The sequence below is a fragment of the Mucilaginibacter sp. OAE612 genome, from assembly GCF_041806395.1.
GTDB classification, from domain to species: Bacteria; Bacteroidota; Bacteroidia; order Sphingobacteriales; family Sphingobacteriaceae; genus Mucilaginibacter; species Mucilaginibacter rubeus.
Genome location: NZ_JBGMUW010000001.1, coordinates 1988831 through 2015134 on the forward strand (window position 1 = coordinate 1988831; position 26304 = coordinate 2015134).

At 43.0% G+C, this 26304-nt stretch carries 21 protein-coding genes; 10 read left to right on the forward strand and 11 right to left on the reverse strand.

The genetic code is table 11. The features are described from left to right. Positions 1–5 precede the first annotated feature (5 nt). The 3 genes from ABID99_RS08460 to ABID99_RS08470 are packed head-to-tail and all read left to right on the forward strand — an operon-like array spanning position 6 to position 2315. The gene (locus ABID99_RS08460) at positions 6–950 is read left to right on the forward strand and encodes a phosphoribosylaminoimidazolesuccinocarboxamide synthase (protein WP_373613426.1); all 945 of its coding nucleotides are present in this window, start codon (positions 6–8) and stop codon (positions 948–950) included. A 50-nt stretch (positions 951–1000) separates the two neighbouring features. After that, positions 1001–1378: an STAS domain-containing protein gene (locus ABID99_RS08465; protein ID WP_090527130.1), complete on the forward strand. Its 378-nt coding sequence runs from the start codon at positions 1001–1003 to the stop codon at positions 1376–1378. Between the two features lie 22 nt (positions 1379–1400). Next, a complete protein-coding gene (locus ABID99_RS08470; protein ID WP_373613427.1) occupies positions 1401–2315 on the forward strand; it encodes a ribonuclease Z in 915 nt (304 codons plus the stop codon). A gap of 119 nt (positions 2316–2434) precedes the next feature. Here ABID99_RS08470 and ABID99_RS08475 read toward each other — a convergent pair whose 3' ends face one another. Both ABID99_RS08475 and ABID99_RS08480 read right to left on the reverse strand, forming a co-directional pair. Continuing rightward, complete coding sequence (locus ABID99_RS08475) at positions 2435–3379, reverse strand: MlaD family protein (protein WP_373613428.1); 945 nt, start codon at positions 3377–3379, stop codon at positions 2435–2437. 112 nt (positions 3380–3491) lie between these two features. Then, positions 3492–4424, reverse strand: coding sequence for an N-acetylmuramoyl-L-alanine amidase (locus ABID99_RS08480; protein WP_090527135.1), 933 nt, complete (start codon positions 4422–4424; stop codon positions 3492–3494). A 52-nt stretch (positions 4425–4476) separates the two neighbouring features. Between ABID99_RS08480 and ABID99_RS08485 the strand changes: the two genes are divergently transcribed. The 4 genes from ABID99_RS08485 (at position 4477) to ABID99_RS08500 (ending at position 10899) form a co-directional block, all read left to right on the forward strand. Beyond that, on the forward strand, positions 4477–7218 hold the full coding sequence (locus ABID99_RS08485) for a putative LPS assembly protein LptD (protein WP_090527137.1): 2742 nt from the start codon (positions 4477–4479) through the stop codon (positions 7216–7218). A 7-nt stretch (positions 7219–7225) separates the two neighbouring features. After that, positions 7226–8473 carry a competence/damage-inducible protein A gene (locus ABID99_RS08490; protein ID WP_373613429.1) on the forward strand — a complete coding sequence of 416 codons (1248 nt, stop codon included), beginning with the start codon at positions 7226–7228 and terminating at the stop codon, positions 8471–8473. 43 nt (positions 8474–8516) lie between these two features. After that, positions 8517–10037, forward strand: a complete 1521-nt coding sequence (locus ABID99_RS08495; protein ID WP_373613430.1) for a 2-oxo acid dehydrogenase subunit E2 — start codon at positions 8517–8519, stop codon at positions 10035–10037. A 202-nt stretch (positions 10038–10239) separates the two neighbouring features. Next, a complete protein-coding gene (locus tag ABID99_RS08500; RefSeq protein ID WP_373613432.1) occupies positions 10240–10899 on the forward strand; it encodes a protein-L-isoaspartate(D-aspartate) O-methyltransferase in 660 nt (219 codons plus the stop codon). A 147-nt stretch (positions 10900–11046) separates the two neighbouring features. Here ABID99_RS08500 and smpB read toward each other — a convergent pair whose 3' ends face one another. The 3 genes from smpB to ABID99_RS08515 are packed head-to-tail and all read right to left on the reverse strand — an operon-like array spanning position 11047 to position 14080. Continuing rightward, positions 11047–11499, reverse strand: a complete 453-nt coding sequence (gene smpB, locus ABID99_RS08505; protein ID WP_090527145.1) for an SsrA-binding protein SmpB — start codon at positions 11497–11499, stop codon at positions 11047–11049. Positions 11500–11525: 26 nt separating this feature from the next. Further along, complete coding sequence (locus ABID99_RS08510; RefSeq protein WP_188832555.1) at positions 11526–13427, reverse strand: Nramp family divalent metal transporter; 1902 nt, start codon at positions 13425–13427, stop codon at positions 11526–11528. Next, entirely contained in the window at positions 13424–14080 is a 657-nt protein-coding gene (locus tag ABID99_RS08515) for a metal-dependent transcriptional regulator (protein ID WP_373613433.1), read from the reverse strand. Before ABID99_RS08515 ends, ABID99_RS08510 begins: the two co-directional genes overlap by 4 nt. Positions 14081–14210: 130 nt before the next feature. Between ABID99_RS08515 and ABID99_RS08520 the strand changes: the two genes are divergently transcribed. After that, positions 14211–14681 (forward strand): Lrp/AsnC family transcriptional regulator, encoded by a 471-nt coding sequence (locus tag ABID99_RS08520; protein ID WP_022832833.1) that lies wholly within the window; start codon positions 14211–14213, stop codon positions 14679–14681. A gap of 128 nt (positions 14682–14809) precedes the next feature. On the opposite strand, the gene ung is transcribed toward ABID99_RS08520, so the two are convergent. Then, entirely contained in the window at positions 14810–15487 is a 678-nt protein-coding gene (gene ung / locus ABID99_RS08525) for a uracil-DNA glycosylase (RefSeq protein WP_373613434.1), read from the reverse strand. Positions 15488–15559: 72 nt separating this feature from the next. Here ung and ABID99_RS08530 point away from each other — a divergent pair, with 72 nt between their 5' ends. Then, a complete protein-coding gene (locus ABID99_RS08530) occupies positions 15560–16108 on the forward strand; it encodes a hypothetical protein (RefSeq protein ID WP_090527157.1) in 549 nt (182 codons plus the stop codon). A gap of 60 nt (positions 16109–16168) precedes the next feature. On the opposite strand, the gene ABID99_RS08535 is transcribed toward ABID99_RS08530, so the two are convergent. Then, positions 16169–16387 (reverse strand): hypothetical protein, encoded by a 219-nt coding sequence (locus tag ABID99_RS08535; RefSeq protein ID WP_090527160.1) that lies wholly within the window; start codon positions 16385–16387, stop codon positions 16169–16171. Positions 16388–16621: 234 nt separating this feature from the next. Continuing rightward, on the reverse strand, positions 16622–18343 hold the full coding sequence (gene lysS / locus ABID99_RS08540; RefSeq protein ID WP_188832554.1) for a lysine--tRNA ligase: 1722 nt from the start codon (positions 18341–18343) through the stop codon (positions 16622–16624). Positions 18344–18548: 205 nt separating this feature from the next. Between lysS and ABID99_RS08545 the strand changes: the two genes are divergently transcribed. Continuing rightward, complete coding sequence (locus ABID99_RS08545) at positions 18549–19442, forward strand: SMP-30/gluconolactonase/LRE family protein (RefSeq protein ID WP_373613435.1); 894 nt, start codon at positions 18549–18551, stop codon at positions 19440–19442. 305 nt (positions 19443–19747) lie between these two features. Here the strand turns inward: ABID99_RS08545 and ABID99_RS08550 are convergent, their stop codons facing one another. The 3 genes from ABID99_RS08550 to ABID99_RS08560 form a co-directional block, all read right to left on the reverse strand. Further along, the gene (locus tag ABID99_RS08550) at positions 19748–21190 is read right to left on the reverse strand and encodes a DNA/RNA non-specific endonuclease (RefSeq protein ID WP_373613436.1); all 1443 of its coding nucleotides are present in this window, start codon (positions 21188–21190) and stop codon (positions 19748–19750) included. Between the two features lie 439 nt (positions 21191–21629). Beyond that, positions 21630–24488: a M16 family metallopeptidase gene (locus tag ABID99_RS08555; RefSeq protein ID WP_373613437.1), complete on the reverse strand. Its 2859-nt coding sequence runs from the start codon at positions 24486–24488 to the stop codon at positions 21630–21632. Between the two features lie 360 nt (positions 24489–24848). Beyond that, positions 24849–26294, reverse strand: coding sequence for a TolC family protein (locus ABID99_RS08560; protein ID WP_373613438.1), 1446 nt, complete (start codon positions 26292–26294; stop codon positions 24849–24851). Between the last annotated feature and the right edge of the window lie 10 nt (positions 26295–26304).

Sequence of the window (26304 nt, forward strand, 5' to 3'; positions counted from 1 at the left end):
AAACAATGAACTCAATAAAAGAAACACATTTCAGCTTTCCGGGGCAAACGGCTTTTTACAAAGGGAAAGTACGCGATGTTTATACGATAGATAATAAATACCTGGCCATGGTTGTTACCGACCGGATTTCGGCCTTTGATGTTGTATTACCTGAAGCTATTCCGTTTAAAGGACAGGTGCTTAACCAAATAGCAGCCCGTTTTTTAAAGGCTACAGCCGATATTGTTCCGAACTGGGTTATTTCTGTTCCGGACCCAAGTGTTACCATTGGTCGTATTTGCGAGCCGTTTAAGGTAGAGATGGTGATCCGTGGTTACCTGGCCGGTCATGCTGCCCGCGAGTACGCTGCAGGCAGGCATCATGTATGTGGAGTGGCTTTGCCTGAAGGCTTAAAGGAGAATGACATACTGCCTCAACCTATCATTACGCCTACCACTAAAGCATCAGTAGGGCATGACGAAGATATTTCACGCGAGGAGATCCTGTCAAGAGGCATTGTATCGGAAGAAGATTATGTAAAGCTTGAGGCCTATACCCAGGCGCTATTTAAACGTGGTACCGAGATTGCAGCGAAACAAGGCTTAATATTGGTAGATACCAAATATGAGTTTGGTAAAGTTGATGGTCAGATTTACCTGATCGACGAGATCCACACGCCTGATTCTTCAAGATATTTTTATAAAGAAGGGTACGAGGAACGTCAGCAAAAAGGTGAGCCGCAGAAACAGCTTTCTAAAGAGTTTGTACGCAAATGGCTTATCGAAAATGGCTTCCAGGGTAAAGAGGGGCAAGTAGTGCCGGTTATGACCGAAGATATTGTTAATTCGATATCTGAGCGTTATATAGAGCTTTACGAAAAGATTATCGGCGAGCCATTTGTTAAGCCTGCCGAAGGGAATGTATTAGCCCGCGTTGAAGCGGCAATTAATAACGCATTGAGCGTTATGTAATTTTAAAATATCCATAAAATATTTATCTTAGCTTATTAAATTTAATAAGAATGAAATTTACTGTAGATAAACATGAGAAATATATATTATTGAAACTTAATGAATCAAAATTAAATTCAATAGTAACGCCTCAGTTAAAATCAGAACTGATTTTGATCAATACAGAGGGGCAGCGCAACATCATTCTCGACTTGTCGCAGGTGAAATATGCCGATTCATCAGGCTTAAGCAGTTTGTTGGTTGGTCACCGCTTGTGTAAAAATGCTACGGGTTCATTTATTTTGGCGGGTTTAAATGACGCAGTTGCGCGTTTAATAACCATATCACAATTGGATAACGTATTAACCATTGTCCCAACCGCCGAAGAGGGTGTCGATCTTATTTTTATGGAAGAGATTGAAAAGGAATTAAAAAAGGAAGCAAGATAAACCATTTGATTGTTTACCTATTATGAAATTTGAGGTAACAATACTTGGCAGCAGCTCCGCAACCCCCATCTTTAACAGAAATCCTACTTCACAGGTGCTCAATATCAATGAGCGCCTGTATTTAATAGACTGCGGCGAAGGCACTCAGCAACAAATGCTCCGTTTTGATATCAAAGCCAGTCGCATTGATCATATTTTTATAAGTCATCTTCACGGCGATCATTATTTAGGCCTGGTTGGTTTATTATCATCCATGCACCTTAACGGTCGTAAAAAGGCGCTTAAACTGGTATGCCCTGTGCAGTTGAAAGAAATAATTGATCTGCAATTAAGATATTCAGATACCGAACTGCAATTCCCTGTTGAATATATATTTACCAATGCCCAACAAAGTGAAGTGGTGATCAATAATAGTGATGTTGTAGTTGAAACGATACCACTTGATCACCGCATTGCCTGTACCGGCTTTTTGTTTAAGGAAAAGAAAAGACTTCGTAAACTTATTAAGGAGAAAATAGAAAGTCTCGACATCCCGGTTGCTTATTATTCGGTATTGAAAAAAGGGGGGGATTATACTGATGAAAAAGGCAAAGTTTACAAAAATGAAGAGCTAACTACCGATTCGGCCGAGCCTAAAACCTATGCTTACTGCTCCGATACGATGTATAATGAAAACTATTTCGGCCAAATCGCCAACGCCACATTGCTTTATCACGAGGCTACTTTTTTAAATGATATGCTTGACAGGGCAGTTATAACCCATCACACTACCGCGTTGCAAGCCGGAGAGATAGCCCTGAAAACCAATGCTAAAAAACTGCTCATAGGCCATTTTTCGGCCCGTTATAAAACCCTGAATGAGTTACTGGATGAGGCTAAAATAAATTTCCCCTCAACTGAACTTGCAATTGAGGGGAAAACCTTTTTTATAGAGTAGGGAGCTTAAAGCTTAAAGCCGAAGGCTGAAAGCTTCTAAATTATCTAAAGTTTATTGATTAACTCCAGTAACTCCAGCATATAGCTTTAGGCTTTATGCGTTTTGCTTTCGGCTTTTCCTTAATCCTTTTTACCGCCAAATACCGAGAAGCTCACATAACGTTTTGGATGTGCCTTCAGATCAATAAACAGGTTATTGAGGTTGTTTGATGCATCTGTAAGGTTTTTGTACATTTTATCGTCATTAAGCAAAAGGCCCAAAGAACCCTGACCGGAGTTGATTTTGGCAATAGTTGCCTGCAAATCGGCCATAGCTTTATTTGCATTATCAAGTGTTTGTTTCAGGTTAGCAGCAGCAACGTCATTACTTACTTTTTCAAAGTTAGCTGTCATTCCGTTTAGGTGTGCTGTGCTTGTCTTTAAGCTGCCTGATACTTCCTCGGCATTGGTAAGTATGGCGTCGATATGTCTGGTTTGTGAACCTACCAGGTGGTCTATTTTTTTGGTAGTGCCTTCAAGCGTTTGCAATGAGTTCGCAATGCTCATGAAACTGCGGTCAATGTTTTTCTGAAAGTTAGGATTCAGGATCTTGTTAACAGCGCTCAGTGACGAATCGAGTTTAGACATCAGCATCTCTGCCTTTTTTTGTATGGGCTGCAGGCTTTCCGCAAGGCTGCCCTGGATATCGGCTTTAAGTGTATCCTGGTCTTCGGCGGGCACATTGCTGTTACCTAACTCAAAAACAATGGCTTTACTGCCCAGCAGATCGGTACTTTCAAGCTTGGCGAGGGTGTTTTTAGGCACAACCACATCTGGCTCAATTTTAAATTCAACCACGGTACGCCCGTCTGGCTGAAGCTTCATTTTAGAGATGCGGCCTATCTGGTAACCGTTTACCAATACTGGTTTTGAAACGGTTAAACCTTCAACGCTGTTATAAATAGCATAGTATTTATTTGATCCTGAAAAAACATCATTACCGCGTAAATAACTGTAACCTAATATGAGTATGGTAATTGCTATTGCCGTAAGTGCACCAATTTTGGTTTCGTTAGAGATTTTCATTAAGTAGAGTTTATGCGTTAATTGTGTTTAAGGCTATAAACCTGCAACCAGGCTTATATGTTTTATGATGTACGTTTTATTTACAAGGAAGGTAACAGTTTGCCTTTTATAATTATTGCGAAATCTGTTCCATCTCTTTTTTATAGGTTGTTAATGCACGGATAATTGAAGCTACAATCTCATTTTGTCCTTCTTCTGAATTAAGGTACTTTTCATCGTCGGGGTTATTGATATAGCCGGTTTCAACCAATACTGATGGCATTGCGCTGTGGCAAAGTACGTAAATGCCCTGCTCCCTGATCCCTTCGCTACGCCTTCCATCGGTATCAACAAACTCGCCGTTAATTAAAGTAGCCAGCTTGATACTCTGCTGTCTGAACTTTCTCTTATACTCGTTTGTTAAAATAATGGTCATGGGGTCGTTCGGGTCCAGTGCGCCGCCGTCAAGTTCGGTCTCTTCGCCAACCTGATTTTTTTGAATGGCGTTTTCCTCTTCGCGGGTACGATGTAAACCATAAACTAAAATCAGTACGCCTTTGCCCGACCTGTCCGGAACCCTAACGGTACGGTATACCGCTTTATGACGTTTGGTGCCAACTTTTTCGCGAATTGTTCTGTCGGATAGCGAATTGCAATGCAGGGAAATGAAGAGCTGCCCTTTGTTTTCATTGGCTATTTCAGCCCTGCGTTCAAACGAAACATCATCTTCGGTAGTACGGGTCATTACAGCTTTAACACCGCTTAATTCTTTTTCTATAGCGGCTTGCAATTTAAAGCCGATAGCCAGCGTTACATTCCTTTCTGACGAATAAGAGCCCGATGCACCGTGTGAATAATGACCTGTAGAGGCTGATGGTTTACCACCATGCCCGGGGTCGATAATAATGGTTTTAATCTTAAAACCGGTACTGTTGACAACAGTGTCTGTTTGACGAGGACGACTATTGGTTAAAATAGAACTGTATGATTTAAAGGGAAAAAATGAAAGGAGAACCAGCAACACCCACAAACTATAAATCAATCTTTTCAATGCCTTATTTTTCATTATTTTTGAACGCTGTTAACTATATCTGCAAAAATACTATTCATAATCAATTTTGAAATTCATAACCTTTTTTTTTCTGCTTGCAATTATATTAATAGTAAACGGACTTGCTGCTAATGCCGGCACTGTTTTAAATAACAGCCATGGCAGGAGGCCTTTAACTGATACTATTATCAAACTTGATTCGCTTCGTGATAAGAAACTTCTTAAAGGTAAACAATCCGGCTCAATAACGCCGTTGAGAAACGGTAAGCCGGTAAATTCTTTACCTGCAAATGATACCACTAAAAAGAATAAAGGCGGTCTGCAATCAGAAGTAAAGGCAACTGCCGAGGACTCGACCCACTCAGACCGGGAGCACCAGGTTACCTATTTTTACGGCAAGGCCCGTGTAACCTATGAAGATTTTGAGCTTGACGCAGACTATATCAGGGTTGATGATAAAAACCACCTCATATTTGCACGGGGAAGCATTGACCCGCGTACACACCAATATGTCCGCAGGCCTATTATGAAGCAAAAAACGGATAAGCCCGTAGCATCCGATTCGCTGATTTTTAATTATCAAACAAAAAAAGTAAAGATATATAATCCTGCATCCGAGCAGGAAGGCAACTTTATTTCGGGCGGGCAGGCAAAAAAACTCAATGACGATGAGGTTGCATACCGTAACGTTATTTTCAGTACCTGCGATTTGCCTTACCCAGATACACACTTTGGTATAGTGATTACACGTGGCATCGGCGAAAAGAAACGCATTATATCCGGGCCCGCCTACCTTGAGATTGAAGGGGTCCCCTTACCGCTTGCCATTCCTTTTGGTTTTTTCCCTAAGCCGGACACCAGGACATCAGGTGTTATTTTGCCAACTTTTGGTGAGGACAACACCCTGGGTTTCTATTTAAAAGGGCTTGGATACTATATTGGCATAAGTGATTATGTAGATTTGACTACAACCGGGTCTATCTACTCAAAAGGCTCGTATGAACTAAGCAGCACGGCACGATATCTTAAACGTTATAAATATACAGGCAACGTTACGCTAAGCTTCGGCTCGCATAACTATGGCCTTGAGGGCGACCCGGCCACTAAAGACGCGCATATTTATTGGTCGCACGTGCAGGATGCCAATGCTAATCCCGGTTCAACTTTCAGTGCTTCGGTTGATGCAGGTACTTCCGGTTTTTTTAGGAACACGCCATCGGCAAGTAACTATAATGTTAACTCCATTGCTCAAAGTAGTTTACGCTCAAGTATCGCTTATGGTAAAACCTGGGCAGGTACACCGTTTAACTTAAGTGTAGGCATTTCGCATAGCCAGGATATAGCCCGTAAAACGGTGAATATCGAGTTGCCCACTATTGCCTTCGGTATGTCGTCGATAAACCCATTCGACTCTAAAAACAGGGTTGGCGAACAAAAATGGTATCAGAAAATTACCGTGAGCTATAATTTAGTAGGTACCAACAAGCTTAACGATATACCCGAGTCCCAATTATTTAAAGGCGAAACTTTATCAAAACGGTTACAAAATGGTTTTCAGCATACCATCCCGGTTAGTTTGGGCTTAAACGTATTAAAGTACTTTCAGTTTAATAACAGTGTTAACTATACCGAACGCTGGTATTTTCAAAGCATTAATGAAAGATTTGAAAGGGGAAGCATTGCCGGTTCAAATCAGTTAATTATTGATACTATACCTGGGTTTAAGCGTGCCGGGGAGTATAGCATCAGTACAGGTATATCAACTAAATTGTACGGTACCATAAACTTTAAACATGGTAACCTGAAAGCAATTAGGCACGTGGCAACTCCGTCAATAAGTTTTAGCTATCGTCCCGACTTCAGCGACCCAAGCTTTGGCTATTACAAAACAGCTGTTAGTACAGCCACGGTTCCTTATCCGTATACCTATCAAAAATATTCTATTTTCCAGAACGGAGTTTACGGCGGCCCCTCAGCAGGTAAGCAGGCGGGTTTAAACTTTTCGGTAGATAACACGATAGAAGCTAAGGTAAAAGCTAAAAGCACGGACACATCCGGCACCGACCGAAAAATCATGATTTTACAAGGTTTGTCGTTCTCCACCTTTTATAATTTTGCAGCCGACTCAATGAAACTTTCTGATATTTCATTTTCGGGACATACCGCTATTTTCAATCAAAAATTAAGTATCAGTTTTTCGGGAGTGTTTAGCCCATACGTAACCAAGGTAAGCGATTCAATCTCTAATAATCAGATTGTAAGAACAAGCCGTTATATAAACAGGTATGCCTGGCAGGACGGCAAATTCCCAACTTTATCAGGTTTAAACATCTCTATGGGTGGGAGTTTGAATTCAACTAAAGCAACTCCGGGAAATGCCGCCCTGAATACTATCGCAACCATGAATCCCACCCAAGCTCAGAGACTGGCCCTGGTAAATAGCGATCCGAATGCATACGTTGACTTTAACGTGCCGTGGAATATCTCGCTCAATTACAGTTTTAGCTATCAAAACTACTTAAACAACAAAACAACCAGTAATACACTCCAGATCTCGGGCGATGTGAACCTTACGCAAAAGTGGAAGATCCAATATTCTACTACGTATGATATCAAGGCGGCGAAATTTGCAAGTGCTACCTCGTTTTCAATATACCGCGATTTGCATTGCTGGGATTTGGCCTTTCAATGGATTCCTTTCGGTGTATACAAAATGTATAACGTAACTTTAAAGGTTAAAGCTTCCATTTTGCAGGATTTGAAACTAAGCAAGAAAAGCGATTACAATCCACAATCATCTTTTTATTAATATAATAATGCTGGCAGAAATAATTACCATCGGCGACGAGATACTTATCGGACAAATTGTTGATACCAATTCGGCCTGGATGGCTACCGAACTTAACAAGATAGGGATAAGGGTAAAGCAGATCTCATCAATAAGCGACGATAAAGAACATATCCTGAAGGCATTAGCCGAAGCAGCAAGCCGGGCCAGTATCATTTTTATTACCGGTGGACTTGGCCCTACCAAAGATGATATCACTAAAAAAACATTAGCTGAATACTTTAGGGTTGAACTTGTTGAAAACGAGGATGCATTTGCTAATGTAGAACGCATTTTTGCCAAATATAACCGCCCGTTATTGGAGATCAACAAACAGCAGGCGCTTGTTCCGGCTAATTGCGAGGTTGTATTGAATGAAAATGGCACTGCCCCGGGTATGTGGTTTGACCACAACGGTGTCATCTATATGTCTATGCCGGGTGTTCCCTTTGAAATGATGTATATGATGGAAGAGCAGGTATTGCCTAAAATTAAGGCTACCTTCAACCTTCCGTCAATTATACATAAAACACTGCTTACCGTTGGCGAAGGTGAATCATTTTTGGCCGAACGCATTGCGGATATCGAAGATGATTTGCCATCACATATTAAACTGGCCTATCTGCCCAAGTTAGGCCAGGTGCGTTTACGCTTAAGCGCTTTTGGCAATGATGAAACTGCTTTGCAAAAAGAGGTGGATGCATTTGCCTCCCGTTTAATTGAACGCATAGGTTCACCGTTTGTTATTGATCAGGACATCCCGCTTGAAAAGGCCATACTTGACAGGATGGAAGCAAACGGCCTCACTTTATCAGTAGCCGAGAGCTGTACCGGAGGCTATCTGTCCCATTTGTTTACCCAGCATCCTGGTTCATCACAGGTGTTTTTAGGAGGCGCTGTATCCTACTCATATGAGTTAAAGGAGAGTATTTTAGGAGTAAAGAACGAAACTTTGTGGCAACACGGAGCCGTTAGTGAAGAAACGGTAACGGAAATGGTAGAAGGCGCACTGTTAAATTTCAAGTCGGATTTGGCTGTCGCTATTACCGGTGTAGCTGGTCCGGGCGGCGGCACAGAGGATAAACCCGTTGGTACTGTGTGGATTGCAGTTGCCGCAAAGGAGAAATCAATCATAAAGAAATATACATTTGGCAGTAAACGCAGGCAAAATATTGAGCGAAGTGCTGTGATAGCGCTGTCAATGTTGAATACTTTGCTTACTGAAATTAAAAAGTAAAGATTTAAATACATAATTTTGGGGTTAAACTATATTCTACTGTATGGCCAGATACCAGCTGTTATTGCCAAAAATGGGGGAGAGCGTTGCTGAGGCAACCGTTATCAAATGGGTTAAAAATCCGGGTGATAAGGTAAATGCCGATGACGCGGTAATGGAAATCGCTACCGATAAAGTCGATTCTGATGTACCTTCGCCTGTAGCAGGTAAGTTAGTTGAACAACTGTATAAAGAAAATGATGTTGTACAGGTAGGCGCGGTTATAGCTATAATTGAAACTGATGAGCCTGAAACTGCACCGATAGTTGCCCAGTCTGAAGAGGTTGCGCCACAACCTCCCGAAGAACCGAAAATAGCAAACTCAACTTATCACGAAACCGTTCCGTTTACCGAAACTGTAAAAGCTCCTGAGCCCGAAAATTTATCCAATATCCCTGGTATTGATCAGCTTGAGAAAAAAAGTTCGCCTGCTGCTCCGGTATTTAAATCCGAAGGGCGTTTTTATTCGCCCCTTGTAAGAAATATTGCCACACAGGAAGGTATCAGTATCGGGGAGTTGGACAGCATCCCCGGGACGGGGTCGGATGGCCGTTTAACCAAAGACGACCTGCTGAACTATCTGCAGGCAAAAACTTCATCAGTTCCAAATACGCATCCGTCAGCTCATGTTGAGTCGTTTACTACTCAAACTGCCGGGCAACCTATAAAAACTGCTGAGCCTGCTAAAGAAGCACGACCGGCTGATGAACCGGCGCCGCAACCAATAATTACTGCGGCTCCAGAACCTGCAAAAACGGAAACGCCAAAAGCTGCCCCTGTTGAGCAGCAGCCTGCTCCGGCTGTTTCTGTATCCGGCAGTGATGAGATCATAGAGATGGATAGGATGCGCCGTTTGATTGCCGATCACATGGTGATGAGCAAACAAACATCGCCGCATGTTACCTCATTTGTCGAAGCCGATGTCACTAACCTGGTGTTATGGCGCGAAAAAGTAAAGAACAGCTTTGAAAAACGTGAAGGCGAAAAAATAACCTTTACGCCTATATTTATTGAGGCAGTAGCGAAAGCGATCAAGGATTTTCCAATGATCAATGTATCTGTTAACGGTACTCAGATCATTAAAAAAGCGGCTATCAACATCAGCATGGCTACGGCTTTACCAAACGGTAACCTGATTGTACCGGTAATTAAAAAAGCAGATGAGCTTAACCTTGTTGGTTTAACAAAAGCCGTTAATGACCTCGCGAACCGTGCACGCAGCGGCAAGTTATTGCCCGATGATGTAAAAGACGGCACATTTACCATTACCAACGTTGGCTCATTTGGTAACGTAATGGGTACACCGATAATCAACCAGCCACAGGTTGCCATTTTAGCTGTTGGCGCTATCAAGAAAAAACCGGCTGTTATTGAAACAAAAGAAGGCGATATGATCGCTATACGCCACATGATGTTCCTTTCATTATCATATGATCACCGCGTAGTAGATGGAGCTTTGGGTGGCTCGTTTGTAAGGCGTGTGGCCGATTATTTAGAGAAGTGGGATAGTAACAGGGAGGTATAAATTCTTAATTACATAAAAACATGACACGCCGGGCAAACTGTTCGGCGTGTCGTGTTTTTAGACCATGCGTTTCATTATTGATAAAATTGAATTTTAAATTTGTACTAATGAAGCACATAAATAACTACCAGGGTCCAAAACCCCGTAAATGATGCTTGTTGGGTAAATTGTGTGAAAATTCGTATTAACTTTGCCTTTGAAAATGGCTTACAAGTATACTGATAATTACCGCGAACAGGGTGCCCGTAAAAGGCTGGTGGATGTTTTGAGAAAGAAGGGAATTGGCGACGAACACGTTTTAGAGGCTATTGGTAAGGTAAAACGTCATTGTTTTTTTGATGAAACTTTCTGGAACCAGGCTTACAGGGATATTGCGTTCCCGATAGGCGAAGGGCAAACGATATCGCAACCCTATACTGTGGCCTATCAAACCGAATTACTGCATATCCGTAAAGGGGATAAAGTTCTTGAAATAGGCACAGGCTCGGGGTATCAAACCTGTATCCTGCTTGAACTGGGAGCTAATGTTTACACTATTGAACGCCAGGAAAAGCTCTATCACCGCACCAAATATGTGCTGCCCAATGAAATGGGTTACAATGCCCGTTTTTTCCTGGGAGATGGCTCTGTTGGGATATCCGAACACGCACCTTATGATAAGATCATTGTAACTGCCGGAGCGCCTACCGTACCCGACGTGCTGTTAAAGCAATTAAAAATAGGCGGTATCCTGGTTATCCCGGTTGGTGATGAGGAAACCCAAAAAATGGTTACAATTTTAAAGGTAGGTGAAAACGATTATGAAAAGATTGTGCTGGATACCTTCAGGTTTGTGCCTTTGGTAGGGGATAAAGCCTGGTAAATCGCCCCCTAACCCCCTAAAGGGGGAACTTTTGATTAGCAGCATGTTAGCAACAAGGCCCGGATTTTTAAACCCGGGCCTTGTTATTATTTCAATATTTGATCAATTATGCACTTAACCTCCCCCTTTAGGGGGCTGGGGGGGCGACTATCTTTTCATCACCCTGTCCAGTTCAATTTTGGTATCGCGCTCCTTCATGGTTTCGCGTTTATCATATGTCTTTTTGCCTTGTGCAAGGCCAATTTCAAGTTTGGCAAAGCCGCGCTCGCTGATAAATAGTGCCAGCGGAACTATAGTTAATCCACGTTCTTCGCCACGGGTCTGGAGTTTCTTGAGTTCTTTTTTATTTAGCAGCAGGATACGGTCGCGCTTGGCTTCATGGTTATAGAACGAGCCGAATGAATATTCAGAGATATGCAGGTTGCGTACATATAACTGATTATTAATAAATGTACAAAAAGCGTCATTAATGTTAGCCTTCCCCTGCCTTATCGACTTGATCTCGGTACCGAGCAACTGTATGCCTGCCACATACTTATCAAGTATATGATACTCAAAGTAGGCTTTTTTATTTTTTATATAGATGTTATCCTGGCTCATAATTATTCAGCCGCAAACTTACAAAATTAGTTTGACTGTGGCTTTACCACCAGTACTGGCACATTAACCTTGTGCCTTACAGAGTTTACAGTGGTGCCAAATATGAGGTCTTTCAAAGCTTTGTGCCCATGCGAGCCCATGACAATGAAATCAACATTCTCGTCTTTCACAATTTCGGCAATAGCACTGGCCGGGTTGCCGTAGCCAATCTGGCCTTGTGCGCTGTAGCCAAGGTTTTTTAGGGTGCACACGTATTTGTCAAGATTATCAAAGTCAATCTGGGTTTCATTATCCAGCACCTGGCCGCCATAGTAACGGGCGCCGGCAGTTTCAACAACGTGTATCAATGTATAACCTGCCTTTTTTCCACCCTGCATAATGGCATGGCGCAGGCATTCGGTGTCATTTTTTGAAAAGTCAATTGTTACGGCGATGCGGCTGTAAGTTATGGCATCCAGCTCGGTGATGGCATTCGCTATACCATGTGGTACAAAAGTAGGTCGGTCATAATGTTTAAACAGCAACGGACGTATAAAAACATAGATTAACAAAATTCCAATTCCGATAACACTCGGAACCACAATAGCATAGATCCAAACCGGTGAGGATGTGGTATTTACCCAATCGCCAATTTGTTCGTATACCAGTTTGGCGTTTAAGGCAACGATTAACACGGCGCTTGCCCAGGCCAATGCCCTTGTTTGGAAATTGATAGTAAACTTGCCCATTCTTTTCCGGTCGGAGGTGAAATGGATGAGTGGGATTACCGCAAAACCCAACTGAAGGCTTAATACAACCTGGCTTAAGATCAGGAGTTTTCCTAAACCTTCCTCGCCATAAAAAAGTATGGTGAACACTGCTGGTACAATAGCCAATACACGGGTAAGCAGGCGGCGTAACCAGGGCTCTATTCGCAGGTTAATATGCCCTTCCATAATGATTTGCCCGGCAAGTGTACCGGTAATGGTTGAGCTTTGCCCCGAGGCAATGAGCGCTATTGCAAATAAAGTAGGCGCTATTGCACCGAAAATATGCTCCAGCAGCTTGAATGCATCCTGGATCTCCGCTACTTCAAAATAACCATTCCTGAAAAAGGCGCTTGCTGCTAATATCAAAATAGCCGCATTTACAAAAAAAGCAAGGTTAAGGGCTATAACCGTATCAAAAAGGTTAAACTTAATCGCCGCCCTGAAGCCTTCTTCGGTACGTGTTATTTGGCGGGTTTGCACCAGTGATGAATGCAGATACAGGTTGTGTGGCATTACCGTAGCGCCAATAATGCCTATAGCTATATAAAGCATTTGCTGGCTTATTTTATCACCTTTAAATAGGTTGCCGGGAATGAAACCTTTTGCTACCTCTATTACATCGGGTTTAACGATAAACATTTCGACTAAAAAGGAGAGACCGACTATAAAGATCATCGAAATGATAAAGCCCTCGAGTTTGCGCATACCCTTATTCATGAGGTAGAGCATTAGCACGGTATCGGTAATGGTAAGCGATACACCCCAGATTAACGGCAGGTGAAACAGCAGCTTTAACCCAATCGCCATGCCGATAATTTCGGCCAGGTCACATGCTATAATGGCTATTTGTGCCAGTATATACAGGCAAAGGTTTACAAAACGAGGATAGGCATTTTTGGAAGCCTGTGCAAGGTCGAGCCCGCGCACTATCCCCAACCGGGCTGCCAGTGACTGCAGCAGAAGGGCAATCATGTTGGATATAAACAATACCCAGATCAGCTTATATCCAAAAGCACTGCCGCCTGCGATATCCGTTGCCCAATTTCCAGGATCCATATACCCTACGCTCACCAGGTAAGCCGGGCCCAGGAAAGCCATCAGCTTACGCCAGCCGTTTTTGTTTTCGGTGGTTACTGATCCGTGTACATTGCCTAAAGATTCGTTGTGTGTATTGTTCATAGGGCTATAAGCAAGTTGTTGGCTACTTCGCGGCTGATATGCACTTCTTTATTGCCGGTTTGTACCACTACCGAATGGTCATATTCAATAATATCAGTGATCATTATTTTGCAGCCGATGGTAAGCTGTTTTTTATCGAGGTATTGTAAAAAAGATGAACTATGGTCACGAACGCCTGAGATTATACCACATTGGTTTACTGTTACGGCCGAAACCGGTTTTAACTCGTGTGTGTCAAAACGGCCATTACAATCCGGTATCGGGTCGCCGTGCGGGTCATGTTTGGGATAACCCATAAACTGGTCAAGGCGGTCAATAAGCTCCTGGGATGAAATATGTTCCATCTCCTCGGCAAGGTCGTGTACCTGGTCCCATTTAAAATTAAGCTTCTCAACCAAAAAATACTCCCACAGCCGGTGTTTGCGAATAATGCCTATGGCTATTTTTTCGCCGGAGGGGGTTAGGCTTACGCCCTGATAAGGGACGTAGTTGATGAGCGCTTTTTCGGCAAGCTTTTTTAGCATGTCGGTAACTGAAGATGCTTTGGTATTTAGGGAGGATGCGATTTGATTTGTACTTGCATTCCCATTTCCATCATTTTCAGTAAGATGATAGATGGATTTCAAGTAATTTTCCTCGGCTAAAGTATTCATTTAAACAAATCTAATAAAAAATTTAGATTAATCTAAAAAAATAAACGTTAGGAAATATGTTTTCGTTGAAGTACTTTAAAGAAAAATTAAATTTTGCGAAGCGAGGAAAATACTATATTTGCATACAACTATGGCCGCCGAATTAGATAAAATAGACCTACAGATACTCAAGATTTTACAGGAAAACGGAAGGATAACCAACCTCCAGCTGTCTAACGAGATAGGGCTTTCACCTGCACCTACTCTTGAACGCGTGCGTAAACTTGAGAACGCCGAATACATTAAAAGCTACCATGCCCTGGTAGATGAAGAGAAATTAGGATTAGGTATCAAAACCTTTATCCAGATCTCGCTTGATTTTCATCAGAAAAATACCATTCAAACTTTTTTAGATGAGATCAAGAACATTAAAGAGGTAACCGAGTGCCATCACGTAACCGGCCAGTGTGATTTTTTGCTGAAGGTATACGTTCGTGATATCAAATCATATGAGCAACTCATTATGGAAAAGATCAGCCGCATTACCGTGGTGAAAACCTTCCAAACAATGATGATCATGTCTACCAGTAAAAAAGAGCCTATAGTGCCGCTGGAGTATTAGACATAAGAGGTAAGACTATAAGAATCAAGAGTCAAGAAGAAGGGTTAAATATCTTTTATTTCTTGACTCTTTTTATTTTCAGACTTTTTTAAACCTTGTTTCTTGACTCTTGGCGTCTTGTCTCTCGCTCAATGTATTTGCCAGTCAATCTCTTTTTTACCTTCTTTTCTCAATATCTCGTTAGTTTTTGAAAACGGTTTGCTGCCGAAAAAACCGCGGTCAGCGGAGAATGGTGAAGGGTGTGGGGAGCGGATAATAAAATGTTTCTTTTCGTCTATCAAAACTGCTTTTGATTGGGCGAAGGCTCCCCACAATATAAATACGATGCCTTCTTTTTTATCTGAGATGGTTTTGATCACTTCGTCTGTAAATTCTTCCCAGCCCCTTTTTTGGTGCGAACCAGGGCTGCTTGCTCTAACAGTAAGGGTGGCATTAAGCAGTAATACACCCTGTTGGGCCCACTCTTCAAGGTTGCCATGTGCGGGGATTTTAAATCCGGGAATATCGTTTTGCAGCTCTTTGTAAATGTTTATCAATGATCGGGGAATAGCAATGCCCTTTTGTACTGAAAAGGAAAGACCATGGGCCTGGTGAGCGCCATGATAAGGGTCCTGCCCTAATATAACAACTTTAACATCATCAAAAGGTGTAGTATTGAAAGCATTGAAAATTTCGCCGTTTTTGGGATAAACAACTTGCCCTGATTGCTGCTCTTCTTTTAAAAATTGTTTAAGTTTTATCATGTAAGGTTTGTCAAATTCCTGTTGTAAAACCTCAAGCCATGATGGTGGTAATGCAATCGCCATAAATATTTAGATAGAAGTTGATTAAGCGTACAAATAAACAGATATTTGCGCTAATATTAGTATCACAAAATTATGTCAAATATTGTTCGGTTAGTTATTGCTTGTGTAGTGATGGGTGCGGCGGTTGCGCTATGTGCATTCGGTTTTTGGGGATGGGGTATTTTTGTTCTGTTAATGGGCGGTGTTATACTGCTTAGCTTCTTCTTTAACGAGAATATGATCATCGCCCAGTATTTTTTACGTAAGGAAAATTCTGAAAAGTCGGAAGTATGGTTGTTGAAAATTACCGATTACGAAAAACAGCTTCACAAAAACCAGCACGGTTACTACAACTTGCTGATCGGTTTGATCGAATCACGCAAGGCGCCAATGAAATCAGAGAAATACTTTAAGAAAGCTCTGTCGCTGGGTATGAAAATGTCGCACAATATAGCTTTGGCGAAGTTGAGCCTGGCCGGCATTTCAATGGCTAAGCGTAACAAGCGCGAGGCGCAAATGTATTTGTCAGAAGCTTCAAAAGATGATAAGAACAAATTGCTTACCGAACAAATTAAAATGATGAAAGGCCAATTAGCTCAAATGGATAAGCAAGTAGTAAGAGGTGGATATCGTCAGTTCTAAGAAAAAGAACAGGTAAGAAAAAGGGATAAAAATAAAAGGGACGCGAAAACCGCGTCCCTTTTATTTTTCTTCAATGGCGCTGAAATAATCAGGCGTTGCTGAATGGTTTTGATAAGGCTGAACGTAGCTGTCTGTGTATGATGAATATTCAGATTCTTCAGACGGATTGGCCACTTCAACAAGTTTCAATAAACTCCTGATGAACGACAGGTTAAAATTGCTCCTGTTAAGTTTGATCAGGTATTCGTTTTCGGTGATCTCTAATATTGAGTTGGTCATGATATTTGTAATATATGTTTATTACAATAATAGCTAACTCTTTTTAAATGAAAGTATTATTTTTTTTAAGCTTTTGTTAAGAAATTATAACCGCTGAATGGAGGGATTACGCTGATTGCGTTGATTTTCTTGATTGAAAGATTTTACGATTGATTATAAACTAAAATGGCCTGCACGAAGCAGGCCATTATTAAATATCAGGGTAATCCGAAAATCCTACAAATCAAGGTTCAATTATTCAAACCAAGCCATTACCTCTTCTTTGGTTGGCATGGTAATATCGAGTTTTAGTTTTTTACGCATCCCGCCAAGATCATTAAATACCTTGTTGGGGTTAGCTGCTTTTAATTCTTCAACGGTATTAAAGCCCATTTTATTCAATACCGGTACCCATTCGGCTCGTACGCCAATATTTATAAAATCATCGGCGGTAGCTACTTTAGCTTTTTTCTCCGGGCGCATTTGCGGGAAGAACAATACTTCCTGGATGGTGCTTTGATTGGTCATCAGCATTACCAGCCTGTCGATACCGATACCTAAACCAGATGTTGGCGGCATGCCATATTCAAGCGCACGTAAAAAATCGTCATCCATGGCCATAGCTTCGTCATCACCGCGACCGGCCAGGATCAGCTGCTCTTCCAAACGCTCACGCTGGTCGATAGGGTCATTCAGCTCCGAGTAAGCATTTGCTATCTCTTTACCATTTACGAATAACTCAAAACGCTCAACCAAACCTTCTTTAGTACGGTGCTTTTTGGCAAGAGGGGTCATTTCGATAGGGTAGTCGGTAATATAAGTAGGCTGGATCAGGTGATGCTCAACTTTAGCGCTGAAAATCTCGTCGATCAGTTTGCCTTTGCCCATGCTTGGGTTTACTTCTATTTTTAGTTCTTCGCAAACCTCGCGTAAGCCTGCTTCGTCCATTGCAGATACGTCAATACCGGTGTATTTCAGGATCGAGTCATACATCGATAATTTTTCGTACGGGCCTGCAAAGTTGATCTCATTGCTGCCAACCTGCACAACCGGGATTCCGTGAACTGCTTTGGCAACAGTTTCCAGGCATTCCTCAACCATAGCCATCATCCATATATAGTCTTTATAAGCTACATAAATTTCCATGGCAGTAAACTCCGGGTTGTGGGTGCGGTCCATGCCCTCATTGCGGAACATTTTGCCAAACTCATAAACACCGTCAAAGCCGGCAACGATAAGCCTTTTTAAGTAAAGCTCGTTGGCAATACGTAAAAACAAGGGCATATCCAGCGTGTTATGGTGCGTAGCAAACGGACGGGCCGCTGCACCACCATGCACAGGCTGCAGAATAGGGGTTTCCACTTCCATCCATCCCTGGGTATTAAAGTAACCGCGCATAGCGCTGATCACTTTCGAGCGATTGATAAAGATCTGTTTGTAATCCGGGTTAACGGTTAAATCCACGTAACGCTGGCGGTAACGCAGTTCAGGGTCGGTAAAACCATCATGGATAGTTCCGTCCTCTTCGCGCTTAACAACTGGCAGCGGTTTCAGAGATTTTGAAAGCACAACGAGCTCACGTACGTGAACCGAGATCTCGCCCGTTTGAGTGAGGAACACATAGCCTTTTACGCCAACGTAGTCACCAATGTCCAGCAGTTTTTTGAATACAGTATTATATAAGGTCTTATCCTCGCCAGGGCAAATATCATCGCGTTTCAGGTAGATCTGCACACGACCGGTTGAATCCTGCAGTTCGGCAAAAGAAGCGCTGCCCATAATACGACGGGTCATGATGCGGCCGGCAATTACAACATCCTGGTAGGCCTCGGGTTTATCCTTAAAATTATCGGCTATATCCTGTGCCCAGGCGTTAACATTAAAAGCTTCGGCAGGGTAAGGGTTAATTCCCAGTGCACGTAGCTCCTGTAAAGATTTGCGGCGAATGATCTCCTGTTCGGATAATGCAATACTCATGTGATGTACGGTATTTTAATAAAGGTGCAAAAGTAAGGTTTTTAATGAGTTCTTTTTAAAGAGATTTTGAATAGTGGTAAATGAAAGTTAAGTCAACTCTTCAATCCTACAAAACCGCTACTTGTATCAAATATTTTACCCCTTTAAAATAATCGGTCTTAAAAACGTGTTACTTTAGCAAAACCATTATAACACTCCAAAAGCGATGAAGAAACTACCTGCTCTTATTCTGTTGATATCGGCCCTGTCGGTTAAGGCATTTGCCCAAACGGATGCAAGCCTTTACGATCCCAATACCAAAGCCCAATTGGTTGCCAAACAATTCTCATTTACCGAGGGGCCAGCTGTTGACAAAAAAGGCAATGTGTTTTTTACCGATCAGCCCAACAACAAGATCTGGAAGTATGATACCGATGGTAAGCTTTCTGTTTTCCTGGATAGCGCGGGCCGCTCAAACGGAATGTATTTTGATAAGAAAGGCAACCTCATTAGCTGTGCCGATGCCAATGATCAGCTTTGGTCTATCAGCCCCAAAGGAAAGGTTACCGTTTTGCTGAAAGACTATGAGGGGCATAAGTTTAACGGCCCTAATGATGTTTGGGTACGCCCGGACGGAGGCATCTATATAACCGATCCATACTATCAGCGTGATTACTGGACCCGCAAGCAACCCGACCTCGACGGACAAAAATTATACTTCCTGGCCAAAGGAAAAGCACCTGCGGTAATGGTTGATGATAAGTTTGTACGGCCTAACGGTATCATCGGTACGCCTGATGGTAAGACTTTGTATGTGGCTGATATCGGCGATAACAAAACCTATCGTTATGATATTAATAAGGATGGTACATTAACCAACCGCACCCTGTTTATCGCTATGGGTTGCGATGGCATGACGATTGACGAGCATGGCAATATTTATATGTGCGGTAAAGGAGTTACCATAGTTAACCCTAAAGGCGAAAAGATTGGGCACATAGATATCGATGAACCGTGGACTGCCAACATCTGTTTTGGCGGAAAAAACAAGGATGTATTATTTATAACAGCATCAAAGGCAGTTTACACCTTTAAAATGAATGTAAAAGGAGTGGATTGATCCTGTTTCCCGATAGCTTCAGAATTAACAAAACTCACACAAACACCAGGTGTTCAATTTTTAAAAGTGTGAACACTTGTTGTTTTTGTCTAAATTTTATCCATTGATAATCAATGTGTTATAAATGTCGAGAAATCCCTAATAGCATAAATTGAACATCTTTATATTGATAATCAGTTAGTTGTGAAAATTGATAGCAAAAAGTTGAACACCCCTTTTTTCAAAAATTGAACACCCGCGAAAAAGCCAATAAAAAAGCCGGAAATATTATATACCCCCGGCTTCCTTTTTCAATTACCAATTTCTTATGTTCCCGAGGCTCCGGTATCTACCTTAACTTCAAGCGCTGTTCTAACCGCAGTTGGCAGGCTTGAGAGCAGGGTATAACCTGTTGCTGTTTCAATATCCTTGATAGTTGTTATGTACTTGGTCCAGTCGGAGTTGATGGTGTTAACATTAGGGGTGTTTATCGCGATAACCCTGGTTGAAGCGGTAACCCTCGCAACGTCGCCGTCACCTTTGGGGATGATCAGGGCGACTTTCCAGACATTACTCGGTACATTCACGTGGCCATTATTGATGGTACTGGCAGTTCCGTTTGAACCCGTACCCCCTGTACCATAGCTGCCCATAATTATGTAAACCTCGTTACCGGCCGCCACTTGTTCGCGCAGGTAATTTTCAAGATTGGCCCAGGTTTGCTGGTTATTTTGAGGCGCCTGCGGTATCATATTGGTCATCAGGAAGGTTGATGAGTTAGCGTTGGTTGAACTGGCGCGATCGGCCGAGGGACAGTTATGCCCCCTGTCGAACCCGCTGCCCGAATAGCTGTTGCTCTCAACCTGGTACCAGCCGGCAGGGATCCCGCTCCAGCCGGCAAAATTATCCAAACGGCCAGTCGCATTGGTGGTATTGGTCGCGTCAAGGTGCCAGCTTACCCAGTTTGGTTCGCCTTTGGTAGCGTTGTATGATTCTACATAATACTTCTGGTCTATCAGGTAGTTATCCTTAGATGCCAGTGTTGAAAGGGCATTTGATGGGTTACCGAAAAGCAGGTTGCTGTTATCGCCGCTTACAGGAGGCGCATCGGCGCCGGCAGTAACATCCCTCGGTGTTGCTGAATTTGATGTGCCGGTAGTATCGCTGCCGCCCGTATCTGGTATGCCAACGGTAATGCCCGGATCGCCGGTACCCTTAAAGGTAATATCATCAATATTGATGCGGGTTGTGCCTGCTTTTTTGATCTCAAACCTAACTTTACCCGTAACGCTCACTTTAAATGAGTCGGTTACCAGGGTGGTATTGGTTTCAGTAATATCGGTACCTACCTGCGTGTAATTCGCCCCGCCGTCTGTCGACATTAGCAACTGCCAGGTCGATGTGGCATCGCTGCCATATTTACCGTGTTTAATGTATAAAGTAGTAAGACCTTTGATATCAAAATTCATCGCGATATCCCCGGTACGGAGCCGTACAGATTTACTGCCATCTTTAAGGTCGGCAGCGAGATTGCCTATCAGGGCGTCGCTAAAATTCCAGCTTCCGGTGCTTAGGGTTACATCGGCTGCTGCATAGGCGGTTTTGCTTCCCTGTTCAAAACCTTCGGTAATGGAATAAGGAACCGGGGCAGGTGGGCTTGCTGTAGTATCGCCGGTTTTTGGTGGAGTAGGCGAGTTTTTAAGGTCTTTGGAACATCCGGCAAAGGTTAAAGCTAAGCCCAGGCCGATAAGTAAGTTGTTAATTTTCATAATGTTGTTTTTTATGATAGATAGATACAATGCATAGCAAATGCGTTTACGCTGCTTAAATTTTAAAACCGGAAAGATTTAGGGGAACTAAAAGAAACAGGAATACGCATTCACATGCTCCTGTTGGGATATTATTGTGCCATTACAAGGCCGGTGCACTGCTTGCACTCAAATAGTTAAAACTTAAAATATTAACACCACCGGCTTTGGCAGTTGCCATAAGCACCATATCAACCTTTCAAAATTGAACTTTATGTATTCAATTTAGGTTAAATCAATGTTAGTAAATAGGTTTTGAATAGTAACTTTTCAGTTGCAAAGCAATGGTGTAAACAACACCCGTAGGGTTGTAGCTTTATTATAAATGATTGATTTTTAAAATAAAAACCCTTATACCGGTTAAGGTATAAGGGTTTTATCCGCCAGTTGTTATGTTAATTTATTGTTTTGGCTTGCCATCGGCATCAAGTTCAACAATCGGGTAGCCCAGTTTTTGCAGGCCCGGATAGATCCTTGCCTTATCCCCAACAACCAAAATGATCATGTTGTCGGGATTGAGGTATTTGGAAGCAAGCCCATTGATCTCGGCGGGAGTAATGGTCGATAGTATCTTGCTTTGCTCGTCAACAAAAGTAGGTTTAAGGCTGTACTCCTGGATGCGCGATAAAAACGCCGCTTTTTGCGCGTTGGTTTCATAACGACGGGCATCACTCTGGCCGATAGAAGTTTGGGTGAACTTCAATTCTTCGGGTGTAATCCCGGTTTTTTGGTAGTTGGTGATCTCCTTCATAAACTCAACCACCGAGCTATCGGTAGCCGTAGCCAATACGCCGGCCGAAGCGGTGAAGTCGCCGCCATATTTACCCGAACTGAAAGATGAACGGGCACCATATGTCCAGCCTTTTTTCTCACGCAGGTTAAGATTGATGTGACTATTGAAAGCGCCTCCTAAAATGTAGTTGGCTATGTTCAGCTTATAATAATCGCCTGTTGCATCATAGTTTAGTTTATCCAAATATCCGATACGGATTTCAGATTGTGCCGCGCCCGGGATATCAACCAGGTATAAAGTGGTTTTATCAAATGTTTTACCCTCAGCAGGAGCCGGGATGGTCACCTTTTTATCCTTCCAGGTATTGAGGAAAGCGAGCGCGCTTTTTGCAGATGCCTCGCTAACATCGCCTACCACAACAATTTTGGTTAACGATGGCGAAAAGTTTTTATCGTAATAGTCCTGAACATCCTGCAATGTTATACCTGCAACAGTTTCTTCATTACCGCCCGCGGCGTAAGTGCGTACGTTATCGGTACCATAAAGGATTTTGCTGTAAACTGTGCTGGCTACGCCTGCAGGTTGGGTTTTAGCTTGTTTAAAGCCTTCCAAAGTTTGCTTCTTGATCCTGTCGAGCGCGTCCTGGGTAAATTTCGGGTGATATAACCTTTCTTCGAGCAGGGACATTGTCTTGCCCAGGTTTTTGGTAAGCGACGATACCTCAGCATCAATCTGATCTAAACTGGCATAAAAAGTGATACTGCTGCCCAGTTTATCCAGTTCGGAGTTGAAATCTTCGGCAGTGTATTTCTGGGTTTCTTCATTCATCATACGGCCGACAATACCTGCCAAACCCGCTTTTGATGGGTTGTTGATGGCAAACAAACCACCGCCTTTAATAGAGATCGACATAGATACCGATGGGATCTCGTTATTTTGAGTACCGATGATATTGATGCCATTTGGTGTATTGGCCGACCATATAGCCGGAACTTTAATGGCCGGGTTAGGGCCAACGCCCGGTTTTGCAGCACGATCAAAACTATCTTTAGGCTTGTGATAGGTTAAACCATTATAGCCATAATCCGGTGCTTTGTAACCTGTGGTATCAACAGTAAAATTATCGGGTGCTACAGGTTGCAGGTTACCGCCTTTAGGCAACACGCTTAATATTACCGCCAGTTTACCTTTAATGTACTGGTTATAAACGCGCATCACATCCTCTTTGGTTACCGCCCGGATAGCAGCCAGTTCGCGGCCGATCTGGTTAGGGTTACCGGTGAAAGTTTGCGCCTGTGCCAGTTCTGATACTTTACCGCTTACGCTCGATAAACTGTTTATATAATCGGCTTCGGCAGTGGCTTTAAAGCGGGCCAGGTCATCGTCACTTACGCCTTTTTTCTCAAACTCGGCTAAGGATTCATCTATCAGTTTCTTGGCGTCAGCTAAAGTTTGCCCCGGAAAAGGTATAACCCGCATGCTGATCTCACCGGCCAGTTCGGTATTGGATGAACTCATGGTGGCCTGTGCCGCCTTACGGGTTTTTACAAAGTTTTTGTAAAAGATAGAGTTACGGCCCTGGCCGATGATGGCTGATAAAGCATCAAGAGGCGACATGTCTTTATCATAGATCTTTACGCCCGGATAGCTTACAGATAACAAGGGGAACTTGGCGTAATTATCCGTGTAGGATACATACCTGTCGGCCTTTAACACAGGTGCGGGTAAAGACATATTCTTTACCAGAGGCCCTCTTGGGATCCCGCCGAAATATTTGCTCACCCAGGCTAAGGTTTGTTTTGGGTTAAGATCGCCGCCAATGGTTAGCGTGGCATTATTAGGGCCGTACCATCTCAGGAAAAAGTTTTTAAGATCGTTTACGCCTACTTTATTCAACTCCTCAATATAGCCAATGGTAAGCCATGAATAGGGGTGGCCGTATGGATAAAGTGTTTTTGATGCATACTGGCTAACTAAACCATATGGGCGGTTATCGTAGTTTTGCCCGCGTTCGTTTTTTACGGTTGCGCGCTGCACCTCAAATTTTTGTTGGGTGACAGCATCGAGCAGGAAGCCCATCCTGTCCGACTCCAGCCAAAGCATTTTTTCCAGCTGATTGGCGGGTACGGTTTCATAATAGTTGGTACGGTCGCGGTTAGTTGAACCGTTTAGGGTACCGCCGGCTTCGGTGATGATCTTAAAATGATCGCCATTGGCTACATGATCTGACCCCTGAAACATCATGTGCTCAAAAAAGTGGGCGAAGCCCGATTTACCGATCTCCTCACGTGCCGAACCTACGTGATAGGTGATATCCACATGAACCAGCGGATCGGAGTGGTCTTCGGCCAAAATAACCGTAAGGCCATTAGGTAATACATATTTTTCATAGGGGATCACCAGCTCGGTTCCCTTACGGGTAACCTTTTCAATAAGCTTTGGTTGCGCGGCGGTTTGGGCAACCGCGTTAAACGCCAGTACAGCAATTGATGGAGTGATCAATGCATGCTTTAAAAGTTTGATCATTTGTGTTAATTGTTTAAGTATTAGTCAGTCAACCGGTGCTTCGTTTGGTAAACACCGGAACCACTATATTAAGCAATTTATACTACTGGTTAATATTATTGCGATGTAATTTGACTTGTGTAACGGATTTGTGACGGGTGTGGTGTGTTTAAAATTCCCCTCTTGAGAGGGGGCGCGAAGAAAAGAGCGTTGGCAGGGGTGTGTTTATGCAGCGTTTATTTTTACGCATGGCGAAACACACCCATACACCCCTCTCAAGAGGGGAATCGCGCATTCTCTCGCTTTAAAAAGTTTCAGAAAGTTCCTTCCAAACAAAAACAGGCGCTTGCAAGCGCCTGTTTTTGTTTGATAAAAATCTATTTATCTCCAACCACCGCCCACAGCCTGGTATAAATTAACCGAGCTTAAGAAAATATCCCGCTTAATACCGGCCAGTTCAAGCTCGGCGTCAAGTACGCTGCGCTGGGCTGTGATGATCTCTAAATAATTGGCCCGGCCAACAAGGTATAGATCGTTGGCTACAGACAAGGCATTGTTTAGCGATTGCAGCTCCTGTTGTTTAAATTCAAAAGCGCGGTTAAAATTCTCTATCCCGCTCAAATTATTTTTCACTTCCTGGAAACCGGACAGGATACTTTTTTGATAATTGTAAACCGCTATTTTCTGCTCGGCTATAGTCCGCTCATATTCTGCTTTGATAGCCTTGCGGTTAAAAATAGGGGCGGTGATACCTCCTAAAATACCATAAGTAAATGAAGCGGGATCGAATAACAGGTTTGCTCTGAAGCTATTATAGCCAACATACGGAGTTAAAGTTAAAGTGGGGAAAAAGTTTGCCCTTGCCGCTTTGATATCCGCGTTCATGGCGGTAAGCTCCAGTTCGGCAGAGCGGATATCCGGCCTGTTTAACAGCATTTGCGATGGAACTCCTGTACCAACAACCACTGGTAGTTTCGTTTTCATGATAGAAGTATCCCGTGTTACCGTTCCGGTATAACTTCCGGTTAAAAAGCGGAGCTGATTTTCGGTTTCGGTGATCTGCTGGCGGGTGGTAAACTCCAAACCTTTGGTTCGGGCCAACTGCGCCTCAAATTGTTGAACAGCCAACTCCGTAGCGCGGCCACCCAGTTTTTGGATTTTAACGATCTCCAGGGCGTGTTCCTGTAACCTGATATTTTTTTTGATGATGCCTAATTCGGTATCGTAAGCCAGTAACTGGTAATAGAGCCCTGCAATTTGGGCTGTAAGTGCGGTTGTTACCAGGCGATATCCGCTTTGACTGGCCATGAAACGGGCAAAAGCGGCCTTTTTTTGGTTGTTTAGCTTACCCCAAAGGTCAACCTCCCATGAGCTTTGAAAACCCATGAAATAGTTAGGTACAGGATTGGGGATATGCTGATCGCTATTGATGTTATTTGAAAAATTGGTGTCGTAATTACCTACGCCGTTTTGGGTATAATCACCATATTTTTCAACCCCTGCGTTGGCGGCCAGGTTTATGGTAGGTAAAAGCTTTGAGGCGTTGAACCGTAGATTGGCCCGCGCGGCTTCAACCCTTTGCAGGGCGCTTAACAAATCAGGGTTTGCTTTAAGGGCTGTGTCAATCAGGTTAACGAGCCTCTGATCGGCAAAAAACTGGCCTATTGGTAAGGCTGCAATTGTTGCCGTATCAGTACTGTTATTGAATGATAATGGCAAATTAGCGGCCACTTCCTGTCCCGTGACCGGTTTGTAGCTTTTACAGCCGGTCATGATTACCATCAAAAGTGCTGTATGGAGTATATAGAAAATTGCTTTTTTTAGCATTGCAAATCTT